Below are 19,585 nucleotides of genomic sequence, written 5' to 3' on the forward strand. Positions count from 1 at the left end.
GTCGGTACCCGGGCGGCGCGAGCGGTCCACGGACGGTGAGCCGGGACGGCGGTGTCAGCCGCGCGGGGACGGACCCCGACGACAGCGACACGCGGCGGCGCGCACGGGGCGCGCGGCGGCGGCGGTCGTCGGCTCGATCACGCGGGAGATGATGGCAGGGGCGCCGTCACGGGTCCACACCGGGGCCCCGCGACGGCGCTCACACCGGTCAGACGGTGCTCCTCGGCATGATCAGCCAGAGGGCGAGGTAGATGACGAACTGCGGGCCGGGCAGCAGGCAGGACAGCACGAACAGGAACCGCACGGTGTTGCGACCCATCCCGAAACGGTCGGCCAGCCCGGCGCAGACCCCGGCGATCACCTTCCCGTTGCGGGGACGGACGAGACGCTGGGTCACGGGCATGTTCACGGGGTGCTCCTTCGTGGTGCGGGTGGGACCTCCCCCACCCTGGCACCACCGGGGCCCGGCGCGCTCGGGGAACACCCGGAGGGTGACCCCGAACGCGCCCCGGGGGTCGTTACAGGACGACGAGGTCGCGGGCGGTGGTGTTGAGCCGCTCCACGCCGTCGGCGGTGACGACGACGATGTCCTCGATCCGGGCGCCCCACTTGCCGGCCTGGTAGATGCCGGGCTCGATCGAGAAGGTCATGCCCTCGGTCAGGACGAGGTCGTTGCCGCCGACGATGTAGGGCTCCTCGTGCACGTCGAGGCCGATGCCGTGCCCGGTGCGGTGGATGAAGTGCTCACCGTGCCCGGCGGCGGCGATGTGCTCGCGGGCGGCGGCGTCGATGTCGGCGGCGGTGGCACCGGGCCGGACGGCGGCGACGGCGCGCTCCTGGGCCTCCTGCAGCACCGCGTAGGTCTCCTTGACGTCCGGGCCGGGCTCGCCGCCGACGGCGTAGGTGCGGGTGCAGTCGGAGTTGTAGCCGCCGGGCAGCGGTCCGCCGATGTCGATGACGACGACGTCGCCGGCCTCGATCACGCGGTCGGAGACGTCGTGGTGCGGGCTGGCGCCGTTGGGGCCGGAGCCGACGATGACGAACGCGGCCTCGGTGTGGCCCTCGGCGATGATCGCGGCGGTGATGTCGGCGCCGACCTCGGCCTCGGTGCGGCCGGGGCGCAGGAACTCGCCCATCCGCCGGTGCACCCGGTCGATGGCGGCGCCGGCCTCGCGCAGGCGGTCGATCTCGGCCGGGTCCTTGCGCATGCGGAGCTCGCGCAGCACGGTGCCGCCGAGGTACTGCGGGACGTCGGGGAAGGCGTGGCGCAGGCCGAGGACGTGGCGGGCGGGCATGTCGTCGTCGACCGACATCCGGGTGGGGCCGCCGGCGAGGTCGCTGACCAGCAGGTACGGGTCCTCGCCGTCGGTCCAGGTGACCAGGTCGATGCCGAGCGCCTCCAGCGGCACACCGGCGAACCCGGGCGCCTCCAGCGACGGGACGACGAGCGCGGGCGGCGCCCGGTGCCCGGCGGCCGGGACGATCAGGCAGGTCAGGCGCTCGTGCGAGGACCCGTCGAACCCGGTCAGGTAGCGCAGGTCGGTTCCCGGGGTCAGGAACAGCACGTCGGTGCCCTGCTCGGCGGCGTGCTCACCGGCACGGCGCAGCCGGTCGGCGAGCAGCTCGGTGGGGACGGCATCGGTCATGACCGTGAGCGTAGGCGGGCACGGGGGGTACACGACCGCCACCCGGAGCACCGCGGCGTGGGCCGGGCGGAAGCCGGTGGGCGTCCGGACGCGCTGCGTGACCCGACGCCTGCGGAGCCGGAGGGCGGGTCAGTCGGTGTCGAGCGCGGTGGGGTGCGCGGTGACGGTCCCGGCGAGCTCGACGAGCTTGACGTTGAGGTCCTGGGAGGTGCGTCGGAGCACGTCGAAGGCCTCCTCGGCGGTGAGCCCGCGGCGCGCCATCAGGATGCCCTTGGCCTGGCCGATCACGTCGCGCGAGGCGATCGCCTGGCGCAGCTGGGTCTCCTGGAGCCCGGCGTCGGACACGGCGACGCAGGTGGCCAGGGCCAGCGACGCGTGCGTGGCGAGCAGCATCAGGCGGTCGCGGTCGGCGGAGGTGAACGCCCGGCGGTCGGTGGCGTAGACGTTGAGCGCGCCGGGCAGCCGCGGCGGCTCGGCGTCGGGGATCAGCGAGACCGCCAGCACCGAGTGGAACCCGTGCCCGACGGCGGCGTGGGCGAAGTCGCTCCAGCGGCTCTCGGCGGCGAGGTCGTCGGAGAACGCCAGCGCGGGACCGTCGGCGCGGGCGGCCTCGACACAGGGGCCGCAGCCGCTGGTGTACTGGGCCTCGTCGATCGAGGAGGCGGCGGGGTCGGTCTCGACGGGGGTGTGGAAGCGGCCGTCGCCGTCGCGGAGGGTGACGCTGACCATGTCCGCGCCGGGCACGACCCGGCGGACCGCGGCGACGACCCGGGCGAGGACGTCGGCGACCGAGCCGGAGGCGAGCAGGGCGCCGGTGAGGGCGGCGAACTCGCGGGCGAGCGGGCCGGTGTCGGCCAGGGCGTCCTCGGCGGGGCCACCGCGCTGCTCGGTGACGACGAACAGGTCCCGCTCGGCGGTCCAGTCGTCGCGGCCGGTGACCGCAGCAGGTCCGCTGTTCGTGGTGGTTCCGCTGTTCTCCACACCGGGCATTCTGCACGGTCCGCGCGGGTCCGGCGCCCACCCGGGTACGGCGGCGGTGCCAGACTCGCGGCATGAGTGAGCGCCCGCTGATGCTGCTGGACTCCGCGAGCATGTACTTCCGTGCCTACTTCGGCGTGCCGGAGAGCGTCACCGCCCCGGACGGGACGCCGGTGAACGCGGTGCGCGGGTTCACCGACATGATCGCGCGGCTGGTCACCGAGCACCGCCCGGTGCGGCTGGTGGCCTGCCTCGACCTGGACTGGCGGCCGGCGTTCCGGGTGGACGCGCTGCCGTCGTACAAGGCGCACCGGGTGGAGGCGGGCCGGGCCGGCGACGAGGTGCCGGCCGGGGTGCCCGAGGAGGTGCCGGACACCCTCGCCCCGCAGGTGCCGCTGATCATGGAGGTGCTGGCCGCGGCGGGGATCGCGACCGGCGGGGCCGTGGGCTGCGAGGCCGACGACGTGATCGGGACCCTGGCCCACCGGGAGGCCTCCGACCCGGTGCTGGGGGTGTCCGGGGACCGGGACCTCATGCAGATCGTGCGCGACGCCCCGCCGGTGCGGCTGCTGTACATCGGCCGCGGGCTGAACAAGGCCGAGAACCTGGGCCCGGACGACGTCGCCGAGAAGTTCGGGGTGCCCCGGGAGCGGGCGGGCGCGGCGTACGCGGAGATGGCGATGCTGCGCGGGGACCCCTCCGACGGGCTGCCCGGCGTGCCCGGGGTCGGGGCGAAGACCGCGGCGACGCTGGTGGGCCGGTTCGGCTCGTGGGCGGAGCTGCTGGCCGCGGTCGGCGACGGCGACACCCGGATCGGGGCGGGGCCGCGGGCGAAGCTGGCGGCGGCGCGGGACTACCTCGACGTCGTCGAGCCGGTGGTGCGGGTGCGGACCGACGCCGAGGTCGACCTGAGCCGGGACGACGTGCTCCCGGCGTCGTTCGCCGACCCGGACCGGCTCGACGAGCTGGCACGGCGGTGGGGTCTGGAGTCCTCGGTGGGGCGGCTGCGGAAGGCCCTGGACGCGGCGGCGTCGTCGTGACCTGCCCGGACCACGGGCTGCCGGTCCCGCCGTCGTCAGCGTACGACGAGGTCGTGGCCCGGGAGACCGCGGTGCGCGCGGCGGCGGCCGAGCCGATCACCTCCCCCCACGACGGCGCCCCCGCCGCGGTGCGGGAGGCGGTGGCGGCCGCGGTCGAGGAGCTGCGGGACGAGCTGCTGGCGCTCTCGCACGACCTGCACGCCCACCCGGAGACCGCGTTCTCCGAGCACCGCTCGGTCGCCGCGGTGGCCGCGCTGCTGGCCGGGCACGGGGTCGACGCCGCCGTCGGCGTGCACGGGCTGGACACGGCGCTGCGGGCGACGCTCGGCTCCGGGGACGGCCCGACGGTCGCGGTGCTCGCCGAGTACGACGCGCTGCCCGGCATCGGGCACGCCTGCGGGCACAACGTGATCTGCTCGGCGGCGGTGGGCGCGTTCCTGGCGCTGGCGCGGGTGCTCGCCGCGCACCCGGTGGGCGGCACCGTGGTGCTGCTCGGCACGCCGGCGGAGGAGGGCGGGGGCGGGAAGGAGACGATGGCCCGCGACGGTGCCTTCGACGGCGTCGACGCCGCGGTGATGCTGCACCCGTTCGCCCACGACATCGCCGACCACCCGTTCCTGGGGCGCCGTCAGCTGGAGGTGACCTACCACGGGGTCGCCGCGCACGCCTCGGCCCAGCCGCACCGGGGCCGCAACGCCCTGGACGCGGTCGTCCTGGGCTACCAGGGGATCGCGATGCTGCGCCAGCACATCCCCGACTCCGACCGGGTGCACGGCGTCGTCGTCGACGGCGGGCAGGCACCCAACGTCGTGCCGGAGCGGGCGGCGGCGCGCTACTACCTGCGCTCGCAGCGCCCGGAGACGTTGCGGGACCTGACCACGCGGGTGGAGGCGATCGCCGTCGCGGCGGCGGCGATGACCGGCTGCGGCCACACCCTGGAGTGGGACCCGCGCCCGCCGTACCTGCCGATCCGCCACAACCGGACCCTCGCCGCGCGCTGGGCGGTGCACCAGGCCGGGCGGGGGCGCACGGTGTACCCGCGCGGGGTGGTGCCGGAGACCGAGACCGGGTCGACCGACCTGGGCAACGTCTCGTTGCGGGTGCCGTCGATCCATCCGATGATCGCGATCGCGGAGCCGGGCACCGCGCTGCACACCACCGGGTTCGCCGAGGCCGCCGCGAGCGCGGCCGGGGACCGCGCGGTGCTCGACGGCGCCGCCGGGCTGGCGGCGGTGGTAGCCGACCTGCTGTACGACGAGGCGCTGCGCGGGGCGGTCGCGGCGGAGTTCGCCGAGGCGGGCGGCCCGGTGGACGTGCCCGCGTTCTTCGACTGAGCTCAGCCGCCGTGGCCCGGGGTGCGGCGCTCGCGCGGCGCGGCGCGGGTGTGGACCTTCTCGCCCTGCGGGCCGAACAGGCTGAGCACCTCGACGGCGCGGTCGCGGTCGGCGGAGCCGAACCAGTGCGGGACGTGGGTGTCGAACTCGGCGGCCTCCCCGGCGCCGAGCACGACGTCGTGCCCGCCGAGGACCAGGCGCAGCCTGCCGTCGAGGACGTAGAGCCACTCGTAGCCCTCGTGCACCCGCGGGTCGGGCTCGTCGCCGCGGAACGGGATGAGCATCTTGAACGCCTGCAGCCCGCCGGGGCGCTCGGTCAGCGGGACGACGGTCATCCCGTTGGCCCGGCGCGGCCGCAGCCGCACCCGCGGGTCGCCGACCGGTGGGGCGGCGACGAGCTCGTCGAGCGGCACCTGGTGGGCGGCCGCGATCGGGAGCAGCAGCTCCAGGGTCGGACGGCGCCCGCCGGACTCGAGGCGCGACAGCGTGCTCACCGAGATGCCGGTGGCCTCCGACAGGTCGGCCAGGGTCATGCCGTGCGCGGTGCGCAGCCCGGCCAGCCGGGGGCCGACGCCGGCCAGGGTGTCCGCGATCGCCTCGTCCACACCGGCAGTTTGCCATCCTGGCAACGATGTTTGCCAGTCTCGCGCGGAGGCGCGCAGGGTGGTGCCATGACCTCCTCTCCCGCAGACCCGTTCGGTGCCGCGTCCGAGCGCCGGGTCGCCGCGCTCGTCGCGGACGACCGGGTGCACGGACTCGCCACCGGCATCACCACCGCCGCTGCGCCCACCACACCGACCACATCCACCGGAGGAGCCACCGTGACCGAGGACCGCTGGTCCGCGGCGTTCTGGGACGCCCACTACGACACCCGTCCGCAGATCTGGAGCGGCGACGCCAACGCCGCCCTCGTCGCCGAGGCCGCGGACCTGCCGCCCGGGCGGGCGCTCGACGTCGGCTGCGGGGAGGGCGGCGACGCGGTGTGGCTCGCCGCGCGGGGCTGGCGGGTGGACGCCGTCGACGTCTCCCCCGTCGCGGTGGAGCGGGCCCGGGCCGCCGTCGAGCGGGCCGGGTGGGCCGACGCGGTCACCCTCACCGCCGCCGACCTGCGCTCCGCCCCGCCCGCCGCGGGCGTCTACGACCTGGTCAACGCCCAGTTCCTGCACCTGCCCCCGGACGTGCGCCGCCCGCTGTACGCCGCGCTCGCCGACGCCGTCGCCCCCGGGGGGACACTGCTGCTGGTGCTGCACCACCCGCGCGACCTGGCCGCCGGGATCCCGCGCCCGCCGGAGCCGGAGCTGTTCCCCGACGAGCACGAGCTCGCCGGTGCGCTCGACCCGGACCGGTGGGAGGTCCTGGTCGCCGACGCGCGGCCGCGGCCGGTGACGCTGCCCGACGGCAGCACGGTGACCGGCCACGACGCGGTCGTCCGGGCCCGCCGCCGGGCCTGAGCGTCCGCGTCGCCGGCGGGGACGCTCAGAAGAACGTGCCGCACCACGGCGCCGGTCCGGGCACCGCGAACAGCGCGTCCGCCCGGACCCGGGCGCCGGGGGTGTGCTCGCGCCAGCGGCCCGCCGCCACCAGCGACGACGGCGACCGGTCGCCGAGGAACGCCGCCGCCAGCGCGTCGACGGTGCACTCCAGGTCCGGATCGGTGCCGGCGGCGGGCTCGGCGGCGCCGTCGGCGAGACGCCAGGTGCCGGTGTCGCCGAGGAACGCGTCGTGCACCCGCAGCACGACCGGTCCGCCGGGGCCCCAGGCGCGGGCCCGCAGCGCGGCGTCCGGGTCGAGCAGGCGCAGCCACAGGTCGTCGCCGCGGCCGGTGACCCGGTGGGCCCGGGAGTCGGCCAGCACCAGGTCGAGGTCCTCGTCGAGGGGACGTGCCCAGCTCGTCACCGCGCCGGCCAGGTCGAGGCCGGTCAGGAACCGCCACAGCCCGGCGGTCGCGGCGGGCCCGGCGGCCCAGAGCTGCTGCACCCGGACCTCGTCCGTGCCGCCGGTGGCCAGGTCGCCCTCCGCGACGCCCCACACCACGAATCCGTCGTCGACGCCGTCGGTGCCGGTGTGCACCGCCACGCCCTTGTACTCGCCGGCGGGCGGGCCCGCGGGGCGCAGCGCCCGCCGCCACCAGCGCGCGGAGCGGGTCATCCCGCCCGGGCGGTCCGCGGCGAGGCGTTCCTGCAGGCCGGGCAGCAGCCCGGTCGCCTCGTCGGGGTCGAGCATCCGCACCGTGCCCCCGGCCGGGGCCTCCGGGCGCCACGCGGCCCCCGCCGTGACGCGGACCTGGTCGGCGCGGGAGGCGACGCCGTAGCCGTAGCGACCGTAGATGCCGGCCTCCGACGCGCGGAGCACCGCGGCGACGTCGCCGCGGTCGCGGGCCGCGGTCAGCTGGGCGCGCACGAGCGCGGTCAGGCGCCCGGCGCGGGTCCGGTCGGGTCGCACCCCGACGCCGCTGACCGCGGCGGCGGGGACCCGGGCCCCGCCGGGCAGGGTCAGCCGGGTCGGGAAGGAGTACGCCGACCCGACCACCGCACCGGAGGGGTCGACGACGCCGAGCCAGTGCTCGTCGGGGGCCTGCCCGTGGGCCTCCCACGCGTCGTCGGTGATCGGGCCGTGGTGCAGGGTGCCCAGGAACAGGTCGAACGCGCGGCGCCGGTCGGCGGGGTCGGTCAGGGTCCGGACCGGGTGGGGGGCGACGGCCGGCGGGGCGGGGTGCGGGGCGAACGGGTCATCGGGGCTCACATCCGACGAGCCTCGCGTCCGCGCGCCCCGCGCGCCAGCCGATTACCCGGCCCGCCACCGCGGCCCGGTCAGACCCGCCCGACCTGGTAGTCGCCCTGGTCGCTGGTCACGACGACGGGGACCTCCACCTGCTCGCCGTCGACGACGGCCTGGCAGGTGAACTGCGTGCCGGCCGACACCTCGACGTCCTCCGGGCAGGCGATCGCGCCGACCTGCAGGCCGTAGTCCTGGGTGAGGACCTGGTTGACCCCGGCCTGCAGCGCGGTGCGGTCGAGCCGGTCGCTGCCGAGCACGCCCGCCCAGAACAGCGCGCCGACCACGAGTGCGGCCACCACCACGGCGCCGATCCCGGCCAGGACGTAGCGCCGCGTCCGCGACGGGGAGCGGACCGCGTCCCGGGAGACCCAGGGCTCGTCCTCGCCGGGGCCGGGGTTCTGCCATCCGCCCGGCCCGGACCCGCCGTCGGCCGGGACGGCCGCGGTGGTCTGCGCGTCGGCCCAGGGCGACCCGGGCGACGACGCGGGGACGGCGTCGGTGGGCGCTCCGGTCTCGGCGGCCCGGCGACGGGCGCGGCGCCCGGTCGGGACGGCCCATCCGCCGTCGGTGCCGGTGTCGGGGCCGGCCTCGTCGCCCCACAGCGGCTCGCCGCGGGCCGGGTCCCCGGCGCCCCCGTCGTGGGCGGCCCAGCCGCCGGTGTCGCCGCTGTGGCGTCCGCCCGCGGGCGGGACGGCGTCCCAGCCGCCGGTGCCCTGCGCGGGTGCGCCGCCGGCGTCGTGGGCGGCGTCGGGGGCGGCCCAGCCGTCACGGTCGTCGCGGTCGGGGGACCAGGCTCCGGTGGTCTCGGGGTCGGCGCCCCACCCGCCGGGCGGTGGCGTGCCCCAGGCGGGGATCTCCCCGGTCCGCTCCGCGGCATCCTCGGGATGCCGGTCCGGTCCCTGCGGGTTGTTCATCGCCTACTCGTCCGCCCGTCTCTCTCGTCGTACCGTCGTGACAGCTGGTGCTGCTCGTGACAGCTGGTGCTGCTCGTGACTGCCGGTGCTGTTCGTGACTGCTACTGCATACCGGCCGCGACCACGCCGCGCCGGACCGCACCGGAGGCCCGGTGGGCCGCCTTCCCGACCGCGCTCGACCGCCCGGCGACCCCGGCGATCTGGTCGAGCAGGTCGAGGACCTGCCGGGTCCAGCGTACGAAGTCGCCCGCGGACAGCTCGTGCCCGTTCCGTTCGGCGGCCTCCAGGACCTGTGCCAGGGACTCGCCGCGGGCCCACCGGTGCATCGGCCAGGCGAAGGCCAGGTCGGGTGCGCGGGTGCGTTCGGCCTTGTGCCGGCGCTGGTCGGCGTCGAGCTCCTCCCACAGCCGCACGGTCCGCTCCAGCGCGTCGGACACCGGACCGGTGGGCAGCCGCGGCATCGGCGCGTCGTCGCGGCGGGACTCGTAGACCAGCGCCGAGACCACCGCGGCCAGCTCGTCGGGCTCCAGGCCGTCCCACGCGCCGTGCCGCAGGCACTCGGCGGCCAGCAGGTCCGACTCGCCCCACAGCCGGGCCAGGACCCGGCCGTGCGCGGTGATCTCCTCCTCGCCGGGCTCGGCCTCCCCCGCCGGGACGAGGTAGCCGCGCTCGGCGAGCAGCGCCCGGATCCGGTCGAACGCCCGGGCCAGCGAGTGCGTCGTGGCCCGCACCTTCTGCCGCAGCGTCTCGGTCTCCCGCTCCAGCCTCGCGTGCCGCTCCGCCCAGCGGGCGTGCGCCTCGCGGTCGTCGCAGCCGTGGCAGGGGTGCGCGCGCAGGGCCCGGCGCAGCGTCGACAGCTCCGGGTCGTCCTGCACCCCGGGCCGGCGACGACGCCCGAGGGCGCGCCCCTCCCCCAGCCGGGAGGCACGCAGCGAGGAGGCCAGGTCCCGGCGGACCTGCGGGGACCGGTGCTCGACCCGCTTCGGCAGCTTGATCCGGCCCAGCACCTCCACCGCGTCCGGGAAGTCCGCCGCCGACAACCGTCCCGCCCAGCGGTCCTCGGTGCACACCAGCGGCCGGACCTCGGCGTCGCGGCCCGCGGCCGACACCGCCCCGATCCCCGGGTCGAGCACCACGGCGATCCCGGCGCGCTTGCCCGAGGGCACCGCGATCACGTCGCCGGGGCGCAGCTCGCGCAGCGACTCCGAGGCCTCGTCGCGGGCGGCGACGGTGTTCTGGCGGCGCAGCGACTTCTCCCGGTCGGCGATGCGCCTGCGCAGGTCGGCGTACTCGGCGAAGTCGCCGAGGTGGCAGCTCATCGCCTCCCGGTAGCCGTCCAGGGCCTCGGTGTTGCGGTCGATCCGCCGGGCCAGCCCGACCACCGAGCGGTCCGCCTGGAACTGCCCGAAGGAGCGTTCCAGCAGCTCGCGGGCGGCGTCGGTGCCCAGGCGCCCGACCAGGTTGACCGACATGTTGTAGACCGGCCGGAACGAGCTGCGCAGCGGGTAGGTGCGGGTGGAGGCCAGCCCGCCGACCTGCTCCGGATCCATGCCGGGTGCCCACAGCACGACGGCGTGGCCCTCGACGTCGATCCCGCGGCGCCCGGCGCGCCCGGTGAGCTGGGTGTACTCGCCGGGGGTGAGGTCGACGTGGGCCTCGCCGTTGTACTTGACCAGCCGCTCCAGCACGACGGTGCGGGCGGGCATGTTGATGCCCAGCGCCAGGGTCTCGGTGGCGAACACACAGCGCACCAGGCCGGCGACGAACAGCTCCTCGACGGTCTCCTTGAACGCCGGTAGCAGCCCGGCGTGGTGGGCGGCGACGCCGCGTTCGAGGGCCTCGCGCCACTCCCAGTACCCGAGCACGCCGAGGTCGGCCTGCGGCAGGTCGCCGGTGTGCTTCTCGACGATCCGGCGGATCTCGTCGACCTCCTCGGGCACGGTCAGGCGCACCCCGGCCCGCACGCACTGGCCGACCGCGGCGTCGCAGCCGGCGCGGGAGAAGACGAACGTGATCGCGGGCAGCAGCCCCTCGCGGTCGAGCCGGTCGATCACCTGCACCCGCGACGGCGGCCGGAACCCACCGCGCGACGGCCCGCCCCCGCGCGGCCCCCGCCCGACGACGGCCGTGGAGTCGGTCTTCCCGCCCCGGGTGCGGCCGCGCTGCGGACCACCCCGGCCGCGCGGCCCGCGGTCGCCCGCCCGGTCCGAGCCGCGTGAGGTGGTGAAGTCCCGCCGCGCCATCTCGCGGGTGTAGCGGACCAGCTCCGGGTCGACGACGACCTCACCGGGCCCGCCGGGGGTGCTTCGCTCACCGAACATGTCGAACAGCCGGTTCCCGACCATCATGTGCTGCCACAGCGGCACCGGGCGGTGCTCGTCGACCACCACGCGGGTGTCACCGCGGACCTCGACCAGCCAGTCGCCGAACTCCTCGGCGTTGCTGACCGTGGCCGAGAGCCCGACGACCGCGACGTGCTCGGGCAGCTGGAGGATGACCTCCTCCCAGACCGCGCCGCGGAACCGGTCGGCCAGGTAGTGGATCTCGTCCATCACCACGTAGCCGAGGTGGTCCAGCCGCCGGTTCGCCGCCTTGTCGGAGTCGGCGTAGATCATGTTGCGCAGCACCTCGGTGGTCATCACGACCACCTGGGCGTCACCGTTCACCGCGGTGTCACCGGTGAGCAGGCCGACCGCGTCCGCGCCGTAGCGGGCGACCAGGTCGGCGTACTTCTGGTTGGACAGCGCCTTGATCGGCGTGGTGTAGAAGCACTTGCGGCCCTCGGACAGGGCCAGGTGCACGGCGAACTCGCCCGCGACGGTCTTGCCGGCGCCGGTGGGCGCACAGAGCAGGACGCCGTGGCCGTCCTCCAGGGCCTCGCACGCCTCGCGCTGGAACGGGTCCAGGTCGAAGGGCATCAGACCGGTGAACTCGGCCAGCCGCGGATAGGCGGCGCGGGCCTTCGCCGCCGCGTACGCGGCGGCCGGGTCGGCGGCGGAACCATTCACGGCTCCAGGCTGTCACACGGCACCGGCACCCTGCTCCGTCACAGGGTGAGCCGGGCCACGTGGCACCGCCGGCCTACTCCGGGTGGGCGAACTCCGCCTCGACGATGTCGGGGTTGATCTCCGTGCCGTGGTGCTCACCGCGGCAGATCGCGGCCATCAGGCCGTCCTTCTCGATGTCGAACACGTGCAGCGGCAGGCCGTGGTCGCGGGCCAGGATGAACGCGGTCTGGTCCATCACGGCCAGCCGGCGCGACAGGACCTCGTCGTAGGGCAGGCGCTCGTAGCGGCGCGCGTCGGGGTTGGTGCGCGGGTCGGTGTCGTAGACGCCGTCGGTGCCGTGCTTGGCCACCAGCAGCGCGTCCGCGCCGATCTCCAGGGCGCGCTGCACGCTCGGGTAGTCGGTGGTGATGAACGGCTGCCCGTTGCCGCCGGAGAAGATCAGGATCGCGTCCTTCTCCAGGTGCCGCTTGGCGCGCAGCCGCAGGAACGGCTCGGCGACGGCGTTGATCGGGATCGCCGTCATGACGCGGACGTTCTCCTCACCGCCCGCGGAGAGCTTGCCGCGCAGCAGGAGACCGTTGATCACGGTGCCGAGCATGCCGATGTTGTCGGCCTCGACGCGGTCGATCCCCCAGGTCTCGGAGCGGTTGCCGCGGAACACGTTCCCGCCGCCGACGACGACCGCGACCTGCACCCCCAGCGCACGCATCTGCCGGATCTGGTCGGCGAGGTGGGACAGGGCGTGCGCGGAGAACCCGAAGCCGTCGGCACCGGCCATCGCCTGTCCGCTGAGCTTGATGACCACCCGGTTGTACTTCATCTGTCCCGACCCGCTCCTCAGTGCCGCCCGACCCGATCCGGGGGGCAAGCCTACGGAGCCGTGCCGGACGGGGCCGCGGGGGGATCCGCGGCACCGCCCCGGTCAGGTGATGTCGTCGTAGCGGGGCGGCCCGGGCACGGTCCCGTTCGTCCCGGCACCCCCGGTGCGGCCGATCCCCGCACCCGCGGTGCCGCCGTCCGGGGCAACGACGGGTGCCCGGGTGGTCGACACCGGCGCGGGGGGTTCAATCCGGGACGGCTCGATCCGGGACGGCCCCTCGATCGGCGACGGCGTGGTGTCCAGCGGCGAGGGCTCGTCCGGGTCCAGGGAGTCCCAGCCCTCGGCGGCGCGACGGCGGGCCCGGCGCCGGTCGGTGATCCGGCAGACCTGGATGGCGCCCTCGAACAGCAGGGTCAGCGCGAACGCCAGCGCCAGCATCGAGATCGGGTCCTGGCCGGGCGTGGCGATCGCGGCGAAGCAGAACAGCCCGAAGATCAGCCCGCGCCGGGAGCGGCGGAGCACGTCGTAGGACACGACCCCGGCCGCGTTGAGCGCGACGACCAGCAGCGGGATCAGGAAGCTGACCCCGAAGATGACGATCAGGTTCACGACCAGCGAGAAGTACGACGTGCCGGTCAGCGCCGTCGTCTGGATCTCGCTACCGATGGTCAGCAGGAAGCCGAGCGCCTGCGGGATGATCAGGTAGGCCAGCACCGCGCCGGCGACGAACAGCACCGCGGCCACCGAGACGAAGCCCAGCGCGTAGCGGCGCTCCTTCTTCAGCAGGCCCGGGGTGATGAAGCCCCACAGCTGGTAGAGCCAGATCGGGCAGGCCAGGATCACCCCGGCCGTCGCCCCGACCTTCAGGCGCAGCATGAACTGGTCGAAGGGGGTGGTGCCGAGCAGGGTGCAGGCGTTCGGGTCGGCCGTCAGCGACGCGCGCGCCGAGGGCGGCAGCGAGCAGTACGGCTCCTTGAGCAGCTCACCCAGGCTCGGGAAACCGAAGAACGAGACCTCGAACCAGATGTAGCCGAACACCGTCGTCACCACGATCGCGGCGAGCGAGATGCCGAGCCGGTTGCGCAGCTCGTAGAGGTGCTCGATCAGGGTCATGGTCCCGTCGGGGTTCAGCCTGCGCTTCCGACGGAACGGCGCCTTCACGGGAGGAGGTGCCTCAGGCGGTCGGACCGGCGGGCCGGTCGGTGGCCTGTGCCTGCGGCTGCTGCGGCGTCTGCTGCGGGGCCGGGGCGGTCTGCTGCGGCGCCGGTGCGGCGGCGGGCAGCTCCTGGGCGGGCTTGGACTCCTCGGCCTGCCGGCTACGGGCGTCGTCGTCCTTGAGGCCCTTCATCTCGCCCTTGAACACGCGGGCGGACTGACCGACCGACCGCGCCATCTCGGGCAGCTTCTTCGCGCCGAACAGCAGGAGCAGAACGGCGATGATGATCAGCCACTCGTAACCACCGGGCATGGGTCCACCTCGCGTTGATCGGGCCGGGTCGACACCGAGTGTAGACACGGGCGAATCGGTCGCCCGGTCCCCCCGTCCCGGGACGTGGCTCCGGTCACCCGGTGTTCATGCCGTCGTCGTCATCCTGTCGCATTCCCCCTCCCGGGGGTGCCGGAGTGACTCAGGGTGATGCGTCGGCGATCCGGAGGGCCTCGCGGGCCCGTTCGCGCACCGCCGTCGCCAGCTCCGGGGGCTCGACGATGCGGGCCGCGCCACCGAGCCCCAGGACGAGGCGGACCAGCCAGTCGTCGTCGGCGAAGCGGAGCAGCACCCGCAGCCGGTCGTCGCCGCCCGCCGCGGCGGGCACCGGGTCCGGCGCGCCGGGCGGCGGGTCGCCCTCGACCAGCTCACCGGCGCCGGTGCGCACCTCGTCGACCGGGTAGTACTCGGCGACCCAGTGCGCGTCCGGGTCGAGCTCCAGGACCGCGTACCGGTGCTCGGCGCGCGGGCTGAACAGCCCGTGCGAGACGTCGACGGGCCGGGCCTCGGGATGGGCGCGGGCCGGTTCGTCGAGCTCCTCGGCCTGCTCCACCCGGTCCAGGCGGAACATCCGCACGTCCTCGGCGCGGCGGCACCACGCCTCCAGGTAGCCGCGCCCGCCGCTGACGACCAGCCGCATGGGGTCGACGTCGCGGCGGGACACCGCGTCACGGCCCGCGGTGAAGTAGACGATGCGCAGCGCGCGCCCGCGGTCGAGCGCCCGGCGCACGACGGCGGTGGTGTCGCGCTCGCCGATCCCGGACTCGACGGTGACCAGACCGCCCGGACCGGCCGCCTCCCCCACCGCGGCCTCGACCTTCGCGATGGCCCGCCCGACGGCGTCGGAGTCGACGACCCCGGCGGTCTGGTGCAGCATCCGCAGCGCCACGAGCAGCGCGGTCGCCTCGGTGGTGGTCAGGCGCAGCGGCCGGGTCAGCCCGGCGTCGAAGACGACGTCGACGGTGTCCCCGGCGAACGACAGGTCGACCAGGTCACCCGGCCCGTAGCCGGGTAGCCCGCACATCCACAGCAGCTCCAGGTCCTTGCGCAGCTGCCGTTCGTCGACGCCGAAGTCCGCGGCGGCCTCGGCGACCGGCACCCCGGGGTGCGCCCGCAGGTAGGGCACCAGCGACAGCAGCCGGGGCAGGCGCTGGGCGACGCCCTGGCGGCTCACGTGCGGGTCCCGAGGGCACCGGCACCGAGCGCGGCCTCCCACAGCTCGCGGACCGCGCGGGCCAGCTCCGGCGGGTCGAGGACGGCGACGTCCGGGCCGTGCCCGGCCAGCCACCGCGCGACGGTGCCCCGGTCGCGCAGGTCCAGCTCGATCTCCACGCCCGGCCGTCCGGCGTGCTCGCGTGGCCCGCGCTCGCGGCCGGCGCGGCGCAGCCCGGCCGCGCGTCCCGCCGCGACCCAGACCCGCGCGGTGCCCGACACCGGCTGCGGGCCCGCCGAGGCACGCACCAGCGCCCGCAGGTCGACACCGGCGGGCACGGTGACCGCGCCCTCCGGTCCGACGGCACGCACCGGGCCCTCGACGCGGGAGAGCCGGAAACAGCGCACGTCGTCGCGGTCGCGGTCGTGGCCCACCAGGTACCAGCGGCCCCGGAACGACACCACGCCCCAGGGCTCGACGGTCCGCCGCACCAGCTCCCCGGTGGGGCCGCCGCGGCGGTGGTCGAAGGTGACCACGCGGCCGGTGCGCACCGCGCCCAGCAGCGGCGCGAGGGCCGGCTCACCCGCGGCGGCGCCCGGCCGGATCGCCGCGGCCGCGGTCTCGGCGACCTCGACGCCCGCGGCGCGCAGCTTCACCAGCGCCCCGTGCGCGGCGCCGGCCAGCTCCGGGGAGTCCCACAGGTTCCCGGCCAGCGCGACGACGGTCGCCTCGTCCGGGTCGAGGTGGATCTCGCCGAGCTCGTAGTCGGCCCGGGCGATCCGGTAGCCCTCGACGGTGTCGAACACCGAGTTGTGGCCGGTCTCCAGCGGCACGCCCAGCTCCCGCAGCTCGGCCTTGTCCCGCTCGAACATCCGGAAGAACGCCTCGTCGCCGGCGCCGTCGGCGTAGCCGGGGACGATGGACCGGATCCGCTCCGCGGACAGGTACTGGCGCGTCGACATCAGGCAGAGCACCAGGTTGACCAGTCGCTCGGCGCGGGCGGAGGACACGACGGGCATCGTAGCCAGGCCGGACGGGACGGATCGGGCGCCCCGGGCCGCGGGCACCCGGGACCGCGCCGGGGTGTCGCCTCAGGTCGCCGACGGCGCCGACACCCGGTCGCCGACGACCCGCACCATCCGCCCGCCGCCGAGCACGACTCCGGCGAGCGCGGCGAGCACGATCCCGACCTCCCCCGCCAGCCCCAACGGCAGCGCCGGGTTCACCGGCTCCACCGCCCCCTGCACCCCCACGAGGAAGATCAGGACGCCCAGGGGCGGCCCGAGGACGCCGCCCAGGACCCGCCACGCCACCGGCCGCCCGCGCAGCAGCCACACCCCCGGCCCGGTCGCCGCGAGCAGCAACGCGGCGAACCCCACCCCGAAGAACAGCTGGTCCAGCCCGCCCTCCGTGCCGGTCGCCCACAGCGTTACGACCTTCGCCGTCCACGCAACGCCGCCCAGCACACCCGCGCCCGCGGTGATCGCCAGCCATCGCTCGGTCCCTGTCATCGCCGTCCACCCTCTCTCCGTTCGCCCCGTCACCCGACGGACGACGACGAGTGCAGCGCGGGCGGCGGTCCCACGGCCAGGGACCGGTGTACCCGTCCGGTCCGTGACCGGTGTCCGGTGACAGCGGGACCCCGGCGCACGATGATGGGCCGGTGGAACCCGCCGGGGTACGTCCGGCCCGCCGCGGCACCGTCGTCGCCGTGTGGGCGGTGGCCGTCGGGTCCGCGGTGTGCGTCGCCGCGGCCGTCCCGCCGGCGGTGGTGAACTGGCGGACTCTCGGGCCCGGGTCGGTGTACGTCGTGAACGCCCTGGTCGGGGTGCTCGTCCCGCCGGCGGGAGCGTTCGTTCTCGCGCGACGGCCGGGGCACCGGATCGGTCTGGTGCTCCTGTCTGCTGCCGGTCTCGGGGTGTCGTTCCTGGCGCTGAGCTGGGCCGACTACGCGCTGCGGAGCCGCCCCGGTGCACTGCCCGGGGCGGAGTGGGCGGCGCTGGTCGCGGGCGCCACCTGGACGCCGTTCCTGGCCCTCATCACGCTGCTGCCGCTGTGGTTCCCGGACGGACGGCCCGCCGGCCGGTTCTGGACGGTCGCCGAACGGGTGCTGCTGGTCGTGCTGGTCGCGGTACCGGTGCTGAGCCTGCTCGAGCCGCGGGTCGCCCTGGGACTGGCCGCGAACCCCCTGGTGACCGGCCCGCGGTGGGTGACGCCGCTGGTCGAGGGGCTCGTCGTGGGGTGCGTGTTCGCGGCGGCGTTCGTCTGCGTCCCCGCGGCGGTGGTGACCTATCTGCGGGGCGATGACGGGGAGCGGGTGCGGCTGCGCTGGTTCCTCCTGGCGGCCGCGGTGGTCGCGGCGTCGATGTTCGTGCCGGGGCCACCGGTGAGCGACGTGCTCACCGGCCTGGCGCTGGGGCTGGCCGCGCTGGCGATCACTGTCGCGGTGGTGCGGCACCGGCTCTGGGGCGTCGAGCCCGCCCTGCACCGGACGCTGGTGTTCGGGACGGTCGCGCTGTGCCTGCTCCTGGTCTACGTCGGGGTGGTCGGTCTGGCCGACCGGGTCCTGCCCGAGGGCGCGGCGCTGCTGGGCGCGGCCACGGTCGCGCTGGTGCTCGCGCCGCTGCTGTCGCGGGTGAAACGGATGGCGCGGACCCTCATCCACGGCGACCGCGACGACCCCTACGCCGCGCTGACCCGGCTGGCCGAGCGGCTCGAGGCGAACCTGGACCCCGAGGACGTTCCGGGAGCGGCGCTGGCCGAGGTCCGCACCGCGCTGCGGGTCCCGTACGTGGCGTTGCGGGTCCACGACGGCCAGGCGGACGGGAGCGGCGGGGAGTGCGGCACCGAGTCGGTGCTCGGCCGCCGCCCCGGCGACGGGCGCGCGGTGGAGACGGTTCCGCTGCTGCACCAGGGGACCCCGGTGGGTGAGCTGCACGTCGCGACCCGCCGCCCCGGGGAGCCGCTGACCGCGCGCGACCAGGTCCTGCTGGCGGACCTGGCGCGCCCGCTGGCCGCGACGGTGCAGGCGGCGGTGCTGCGCTCCGAGCTGCGCCGGTCCCGGGAGGCGCTGGTGGAGGCGTTGGAGCGGGAACGGAGACGACTGCGGGCCGACCTGCACGACGGCGTCGGGCCGTCACTGGCGGCGCTGGTCCTCGCCCTGGACGGGATCGCGCACGCCGCACGGGGTGCCGACCCGGCCCGAGCGGTCCCGGACCGGGTGGACGCGGTCAAGTCCGAGGTCCGGGACGTGATCGGGGAGCTGCGGCGGATCGTGGACGCGCTGCGCCCCCCAGCGCTCGACGAGCTCGGTCTGGCCGGGGCGCTGGACCGGTACCTCACCACGTTCCGGCACACCGACAGCGCGCCGCGGTTCGTCGTGGAGAGCGGGTTGGACGGCACGACGCTGCCGGCCGCCGTCGAGGTCGCCGCCTACCGGATCACCTCTGAGGCGATCACGAACGTGCTGCGCCACGCGGCGGCCGGGCGGTGCTCGGTGCGACTGACCCTGGACGGGCCGAGGCTGTGCCTGGAGATCGAGGACGACGGCGCGGGCGGTGCGGCGCCGGGCGGCGGGACCGGTCTGGCCTCGATGTCGGAGCGGGCCCGGTCGCTGGGTGGGACGCTGGAGGTGCTCCCCGGAGTGCCCACGGGCACGCTGGTCCGGGCCGTGCTTCCGGTGGGCGGGGCACGGTCCGGTGGGTGAGCCGGGACGCCCGGTGCGGGTGCTGGTCGTCGACGACCACCCGCTGTTCCGGGCCGGGCTGCGCGGGGTGGTCGAGCGGATGCCCGACGCCGAGGTCGCCGGTGAGGCCGCGGACGGCGACGCGGCGCTCGCCGCCGTCGCCACCACCCGGCCCGACCTGGTGGTGCTGGATCTGTACCTGCCCGGTCCGGACGGGATGACGGTCACCGCACGGCTCGCCGAGCGCCACCCGGACGTCGCGGTCGTGGTGCTGACGATGCTGTCCGACGACGGCACGGTGCTGGCCGCGCTGCGCGCCGGTGCCCGCGGCTACCTGGTGAAGGGCTCCGACGAGGCCGAGATCGCCGCGGCGATCCGGATCGTCGCGGCGGGCGGGTCGGTGCTGGGGCCCGCGGTCGCCGACGCCGCCCTGGCGGTGCACCGGGGCACGGCTGCGGCCCCGGAGACGTTCCCGCAGCTCAGTGCCCGGGAACGGGAGGTGCTCGACCGGATCGCGGCGGGCCTGCCGAACCCGGTGATCGCAGCCGAGCTGCACCTGAGCCACCAGACCGTCCGCAACTACGTGTCGTCGATCTTCCTCAAGCTGGGGGTCGCGGACCGGGCCGCAGCGATCGTCGCCGCCCGCGACGCCGGTCTGGGGACCGGTCACCGCTGATCGGTGTCTCATCCTGCGACAGGGTCGTTGACGGCGGCGCGTGTACGGAAAAGGCTCGACCCCGGGT

General features: G+C 75.9%; 18 protein-coding genes. 5 read left to right on the forward strand and 13 right to left on the reverse strand.

The genetic code is table 11. From position 1 onward, the window contains the following. Positions 1-208 precede the first annotated feature (208 nt). The 3 genes from ZF1_RS14430 to ZF1_RS14440 form a co-directional block, all read right to left on the reverse strand. Positions 209-403, reverse strand: a complete 195-nt coding sequence (locus ZF1_RS14430) for a PspC domain-containing protein (RefSeq protein ID WP_345650873.1) — start codon at positions 401-403, stop codon at positions 209-211. 115 nt (positions 404-518) lie between these two features. Beyond that, positions 519-1,646, reverse strand: a complete 1,128-nt coding sequence (locus tag ZF1_RS14435) for a M24 family metallopeptidase (RefSeq protein WP_346107429.1) — start codon at positions 1,644-1,646, stop codon at positions 519-521. A 129-nt stretch (positions 1,647-1,775) separates the two neighbouring features. After that, complete coding sequence (locus tag ZF1_RS14440) at positions 1,776-2,627, reverse strand: GAF and ANTAR domain-containing protein (protein WP_482637512.1); 852 nt, start codon at positions 2,625-2,627, stop codon at positions 1,776-1,778. A 71-nt stretch (positions 2,628-2,698) separates the two neighbouring features. Between ZF1_RS14440 and ZF1_RS14445 the strand changes: the two genes are divergently transcribed. Beyond that, positions 2,699-3,664 (forward strand): 5'-3' exonuclease, encoded by a 966-nt coding sequence (locus ZF1_RS14445; protein WP_224402490.1) that lies wholly within the window; start codon positions 2,699-2,701, stop codon positions 3,662-3,664. A gap of 53 nt (positions 3,665-3,717) precedes the next feature. Next, on the forward strand, positions 3,718-4,998 hold the full coding sequence (locus ZF1_RS14450; RefSeq protein ID WP_251782992.1) for a M20 family metallopeptidase: 1,281 nt from the start codon (positions 3,718-3,720) through the stop codon (positions 4,996-4,998). Between the two features lie 2 nt (positions 4,999-5,000). On the opposite strand, the gene ZF1_RS14455 is transcribed toward ZF1_RS14450, so the two are convergent. Beyond that, the gene (locus ZF1_RS14455; RefSeq protein WP_308215792.1) at positions 5,001-5,603 is read right to left on the reverse strand and encodes a helix-turn-helix domain-containing protein; all 603 of its coding nucleotides are present in this window, start codon (positions 5,601-5,603) and stop codon (positions 5,001-5,003) included. A gap of 66 nt (positions 5,604-5,669) precedes the next feature. On the opposite strand from ZF1_RS14455, the gene ZF1_RS14460 reads away from it, so the two are divergent. Next, positions 5,670-6,449: an SAM-dependent methyltransferase gene (locus tag ZF1_RS14460; RefSeq protein ID WP_405421816.1), complete on the forward strand. Its 780-nt coding sequence runs from the start codon at positions 5,670-5,672 to the stop codon at positions 6,447-6,449. A gap of 25 nt (positions 6,450-6,474) precedes the next feature. Here ZF1_RS14460 and ZF1_RS14465 read toward each other — a convergent pair whose 3' ends face one another. The 9 genes from ZF1_RS14465 to ZF1_RS14505 form a co-directional block, all read right to left on the reverse strand. Further along, positions 6,475-7,740, reverse strand: a complete 1,266-nt coding sequence (locus ZF1_RS14465; protein ID WP_482637513.1) for a GNAT family N-acetyltransferase — start codon at positions 7,738-7,740, stop codon at positions 6,475-6,477. A gap of 68 nt (positions 7,741-7,808) precedes the next feature. Beyond that, a complete protein-coding gene (locus ZF1_RS14470; protein WP_476651457.1) occupies positions 7,809-8,690 on the reverse strand; it encodes a DUF4333 domain-containing protein in 882 nt (293 codons plus the stop codon). Positions 8,691-8,791: 101 nt separating this feature from the next. Beyond that, positions 8,792-11,698, reverse strand: a complete 2,907-nt coding sequence (locus ZF1_RS14475) for a DEAD/DEAH box helicase (protein WP_251782531.1) — start codon at positions 11,696-11,698, stop codon at positions 8,792-8,794. Positions 11,699-11,771: 73 nt separating this feature from the next. Next, positions 11,772-12,518: a UMP kinase gene (pyrH, locus tag ZF1_RS14480; protein ID WP_405417073.1), complete on the reverse strand. Its 747-nt coding sequence runs from the start codon at positions 12,516-12,518 to the stop codon at positions 11,772-11,774. 102 nt (positions 12,519-12,620) lie between these two features. After that, the gene (gene tatC / locus ZF1_RS14485; RefSeq protein WP_482638705.1) at positions 12,621-13,631 is read right to left on the reverse strand and encodes a twin-arginine translocase subunit TatC; all 1,011 of its coding nucleotides are present in this window, start codon (positions 13,629-13,631) and stop codon (positions 12,621-12,623) included. A 61-nt stretch (positions 13,632-13,692) separates the two neighbouring features. After that, the gene (gene tatA / locus ZF1_RS14490) at positions 13,693-13,986 is read right to left on the reverse strand and encodes a Sec-independent protein translocase subunit TatA (RefSeq protein WP_482637514.1); all 294 of its coding nucleotides are present in this window, start codon (positions 13,984-13,986) and stop codon (positions 13,693-13,695) included. Positions 13,987-14,146: 160 nt separating this feature from the next. Further along, a complete protein-coding gene (locus ZF1_RS14495) occupies positions 14,147-15,178 on the reverse strand; it encodes a helix-turn-helix transcriptional regulator (protein WP_062395072.1) in 1,032 nt (343 codons plus the stop codon). After that, positions 15,175-16,167: a helix-turn-helix transcriptional regulator gene (locus ZF1_RS14500; protein WP_482637515.1), complete on the reverse strand. Its 993-nt coding sequence runs from the start codon at positions 16,165-16,167 to the stop codon at positions 15,175-15,177. The genes ZF1_RS14495 and ZF1_RS14500 overlap by 4 nt, the downstream gene beginning before the upstream one ends. A gap of 81 nt (positions 16,168-16,248) precedes the next feature. Continuing rightward, entirely contained in the window at positions 16,249-16,668 is a 420-nt protein-coding gene (locus ZF1_RS14505; protein ID WP_482637516.1) for a hypothetical protein, read from the reverse strand. A 152-nt stretch (positions 16,669-16,820) separates the two neighbouring features. Between ZF1_RS14505 and ZF1_RS14510 the strand changes: the two genes are divergently transcribed. Both ZF1_RS14510 and ZF1_RS14515 read left to right on the forward strand, forming a co-directional pair. Continuing rightward, positions 16,821-18,863, forward strand: a complete 2,043-nt coding sequence (locus ZF1_RS14510; protein ID WP_405417068.1) for a sensor histidine kinase — start codon at positions 16,821-16,823, stop codon at positions 18,861-18,863. Beyond that, positions 18,856-19,518 (forward strand): response regulator, encoded by a 663-nt coding sequence (locus ZF1_RS14515; protein WP_346107411.1) that lies wholly within the window; start codon positions 18,856-18,858, stop codon positions 19,516-19,518. The genes ZF1_RS14510 and ZF1_RS14515 overlap by 8 nt, the downstream gene beginning before the upstream one ends. The last annotated feature ends 67 nt before the right edge of the window (positions 19,519-19,585 follow it).

The organism is Pseudonocardia sp. ZF1 (assembly GCF_056835605.1).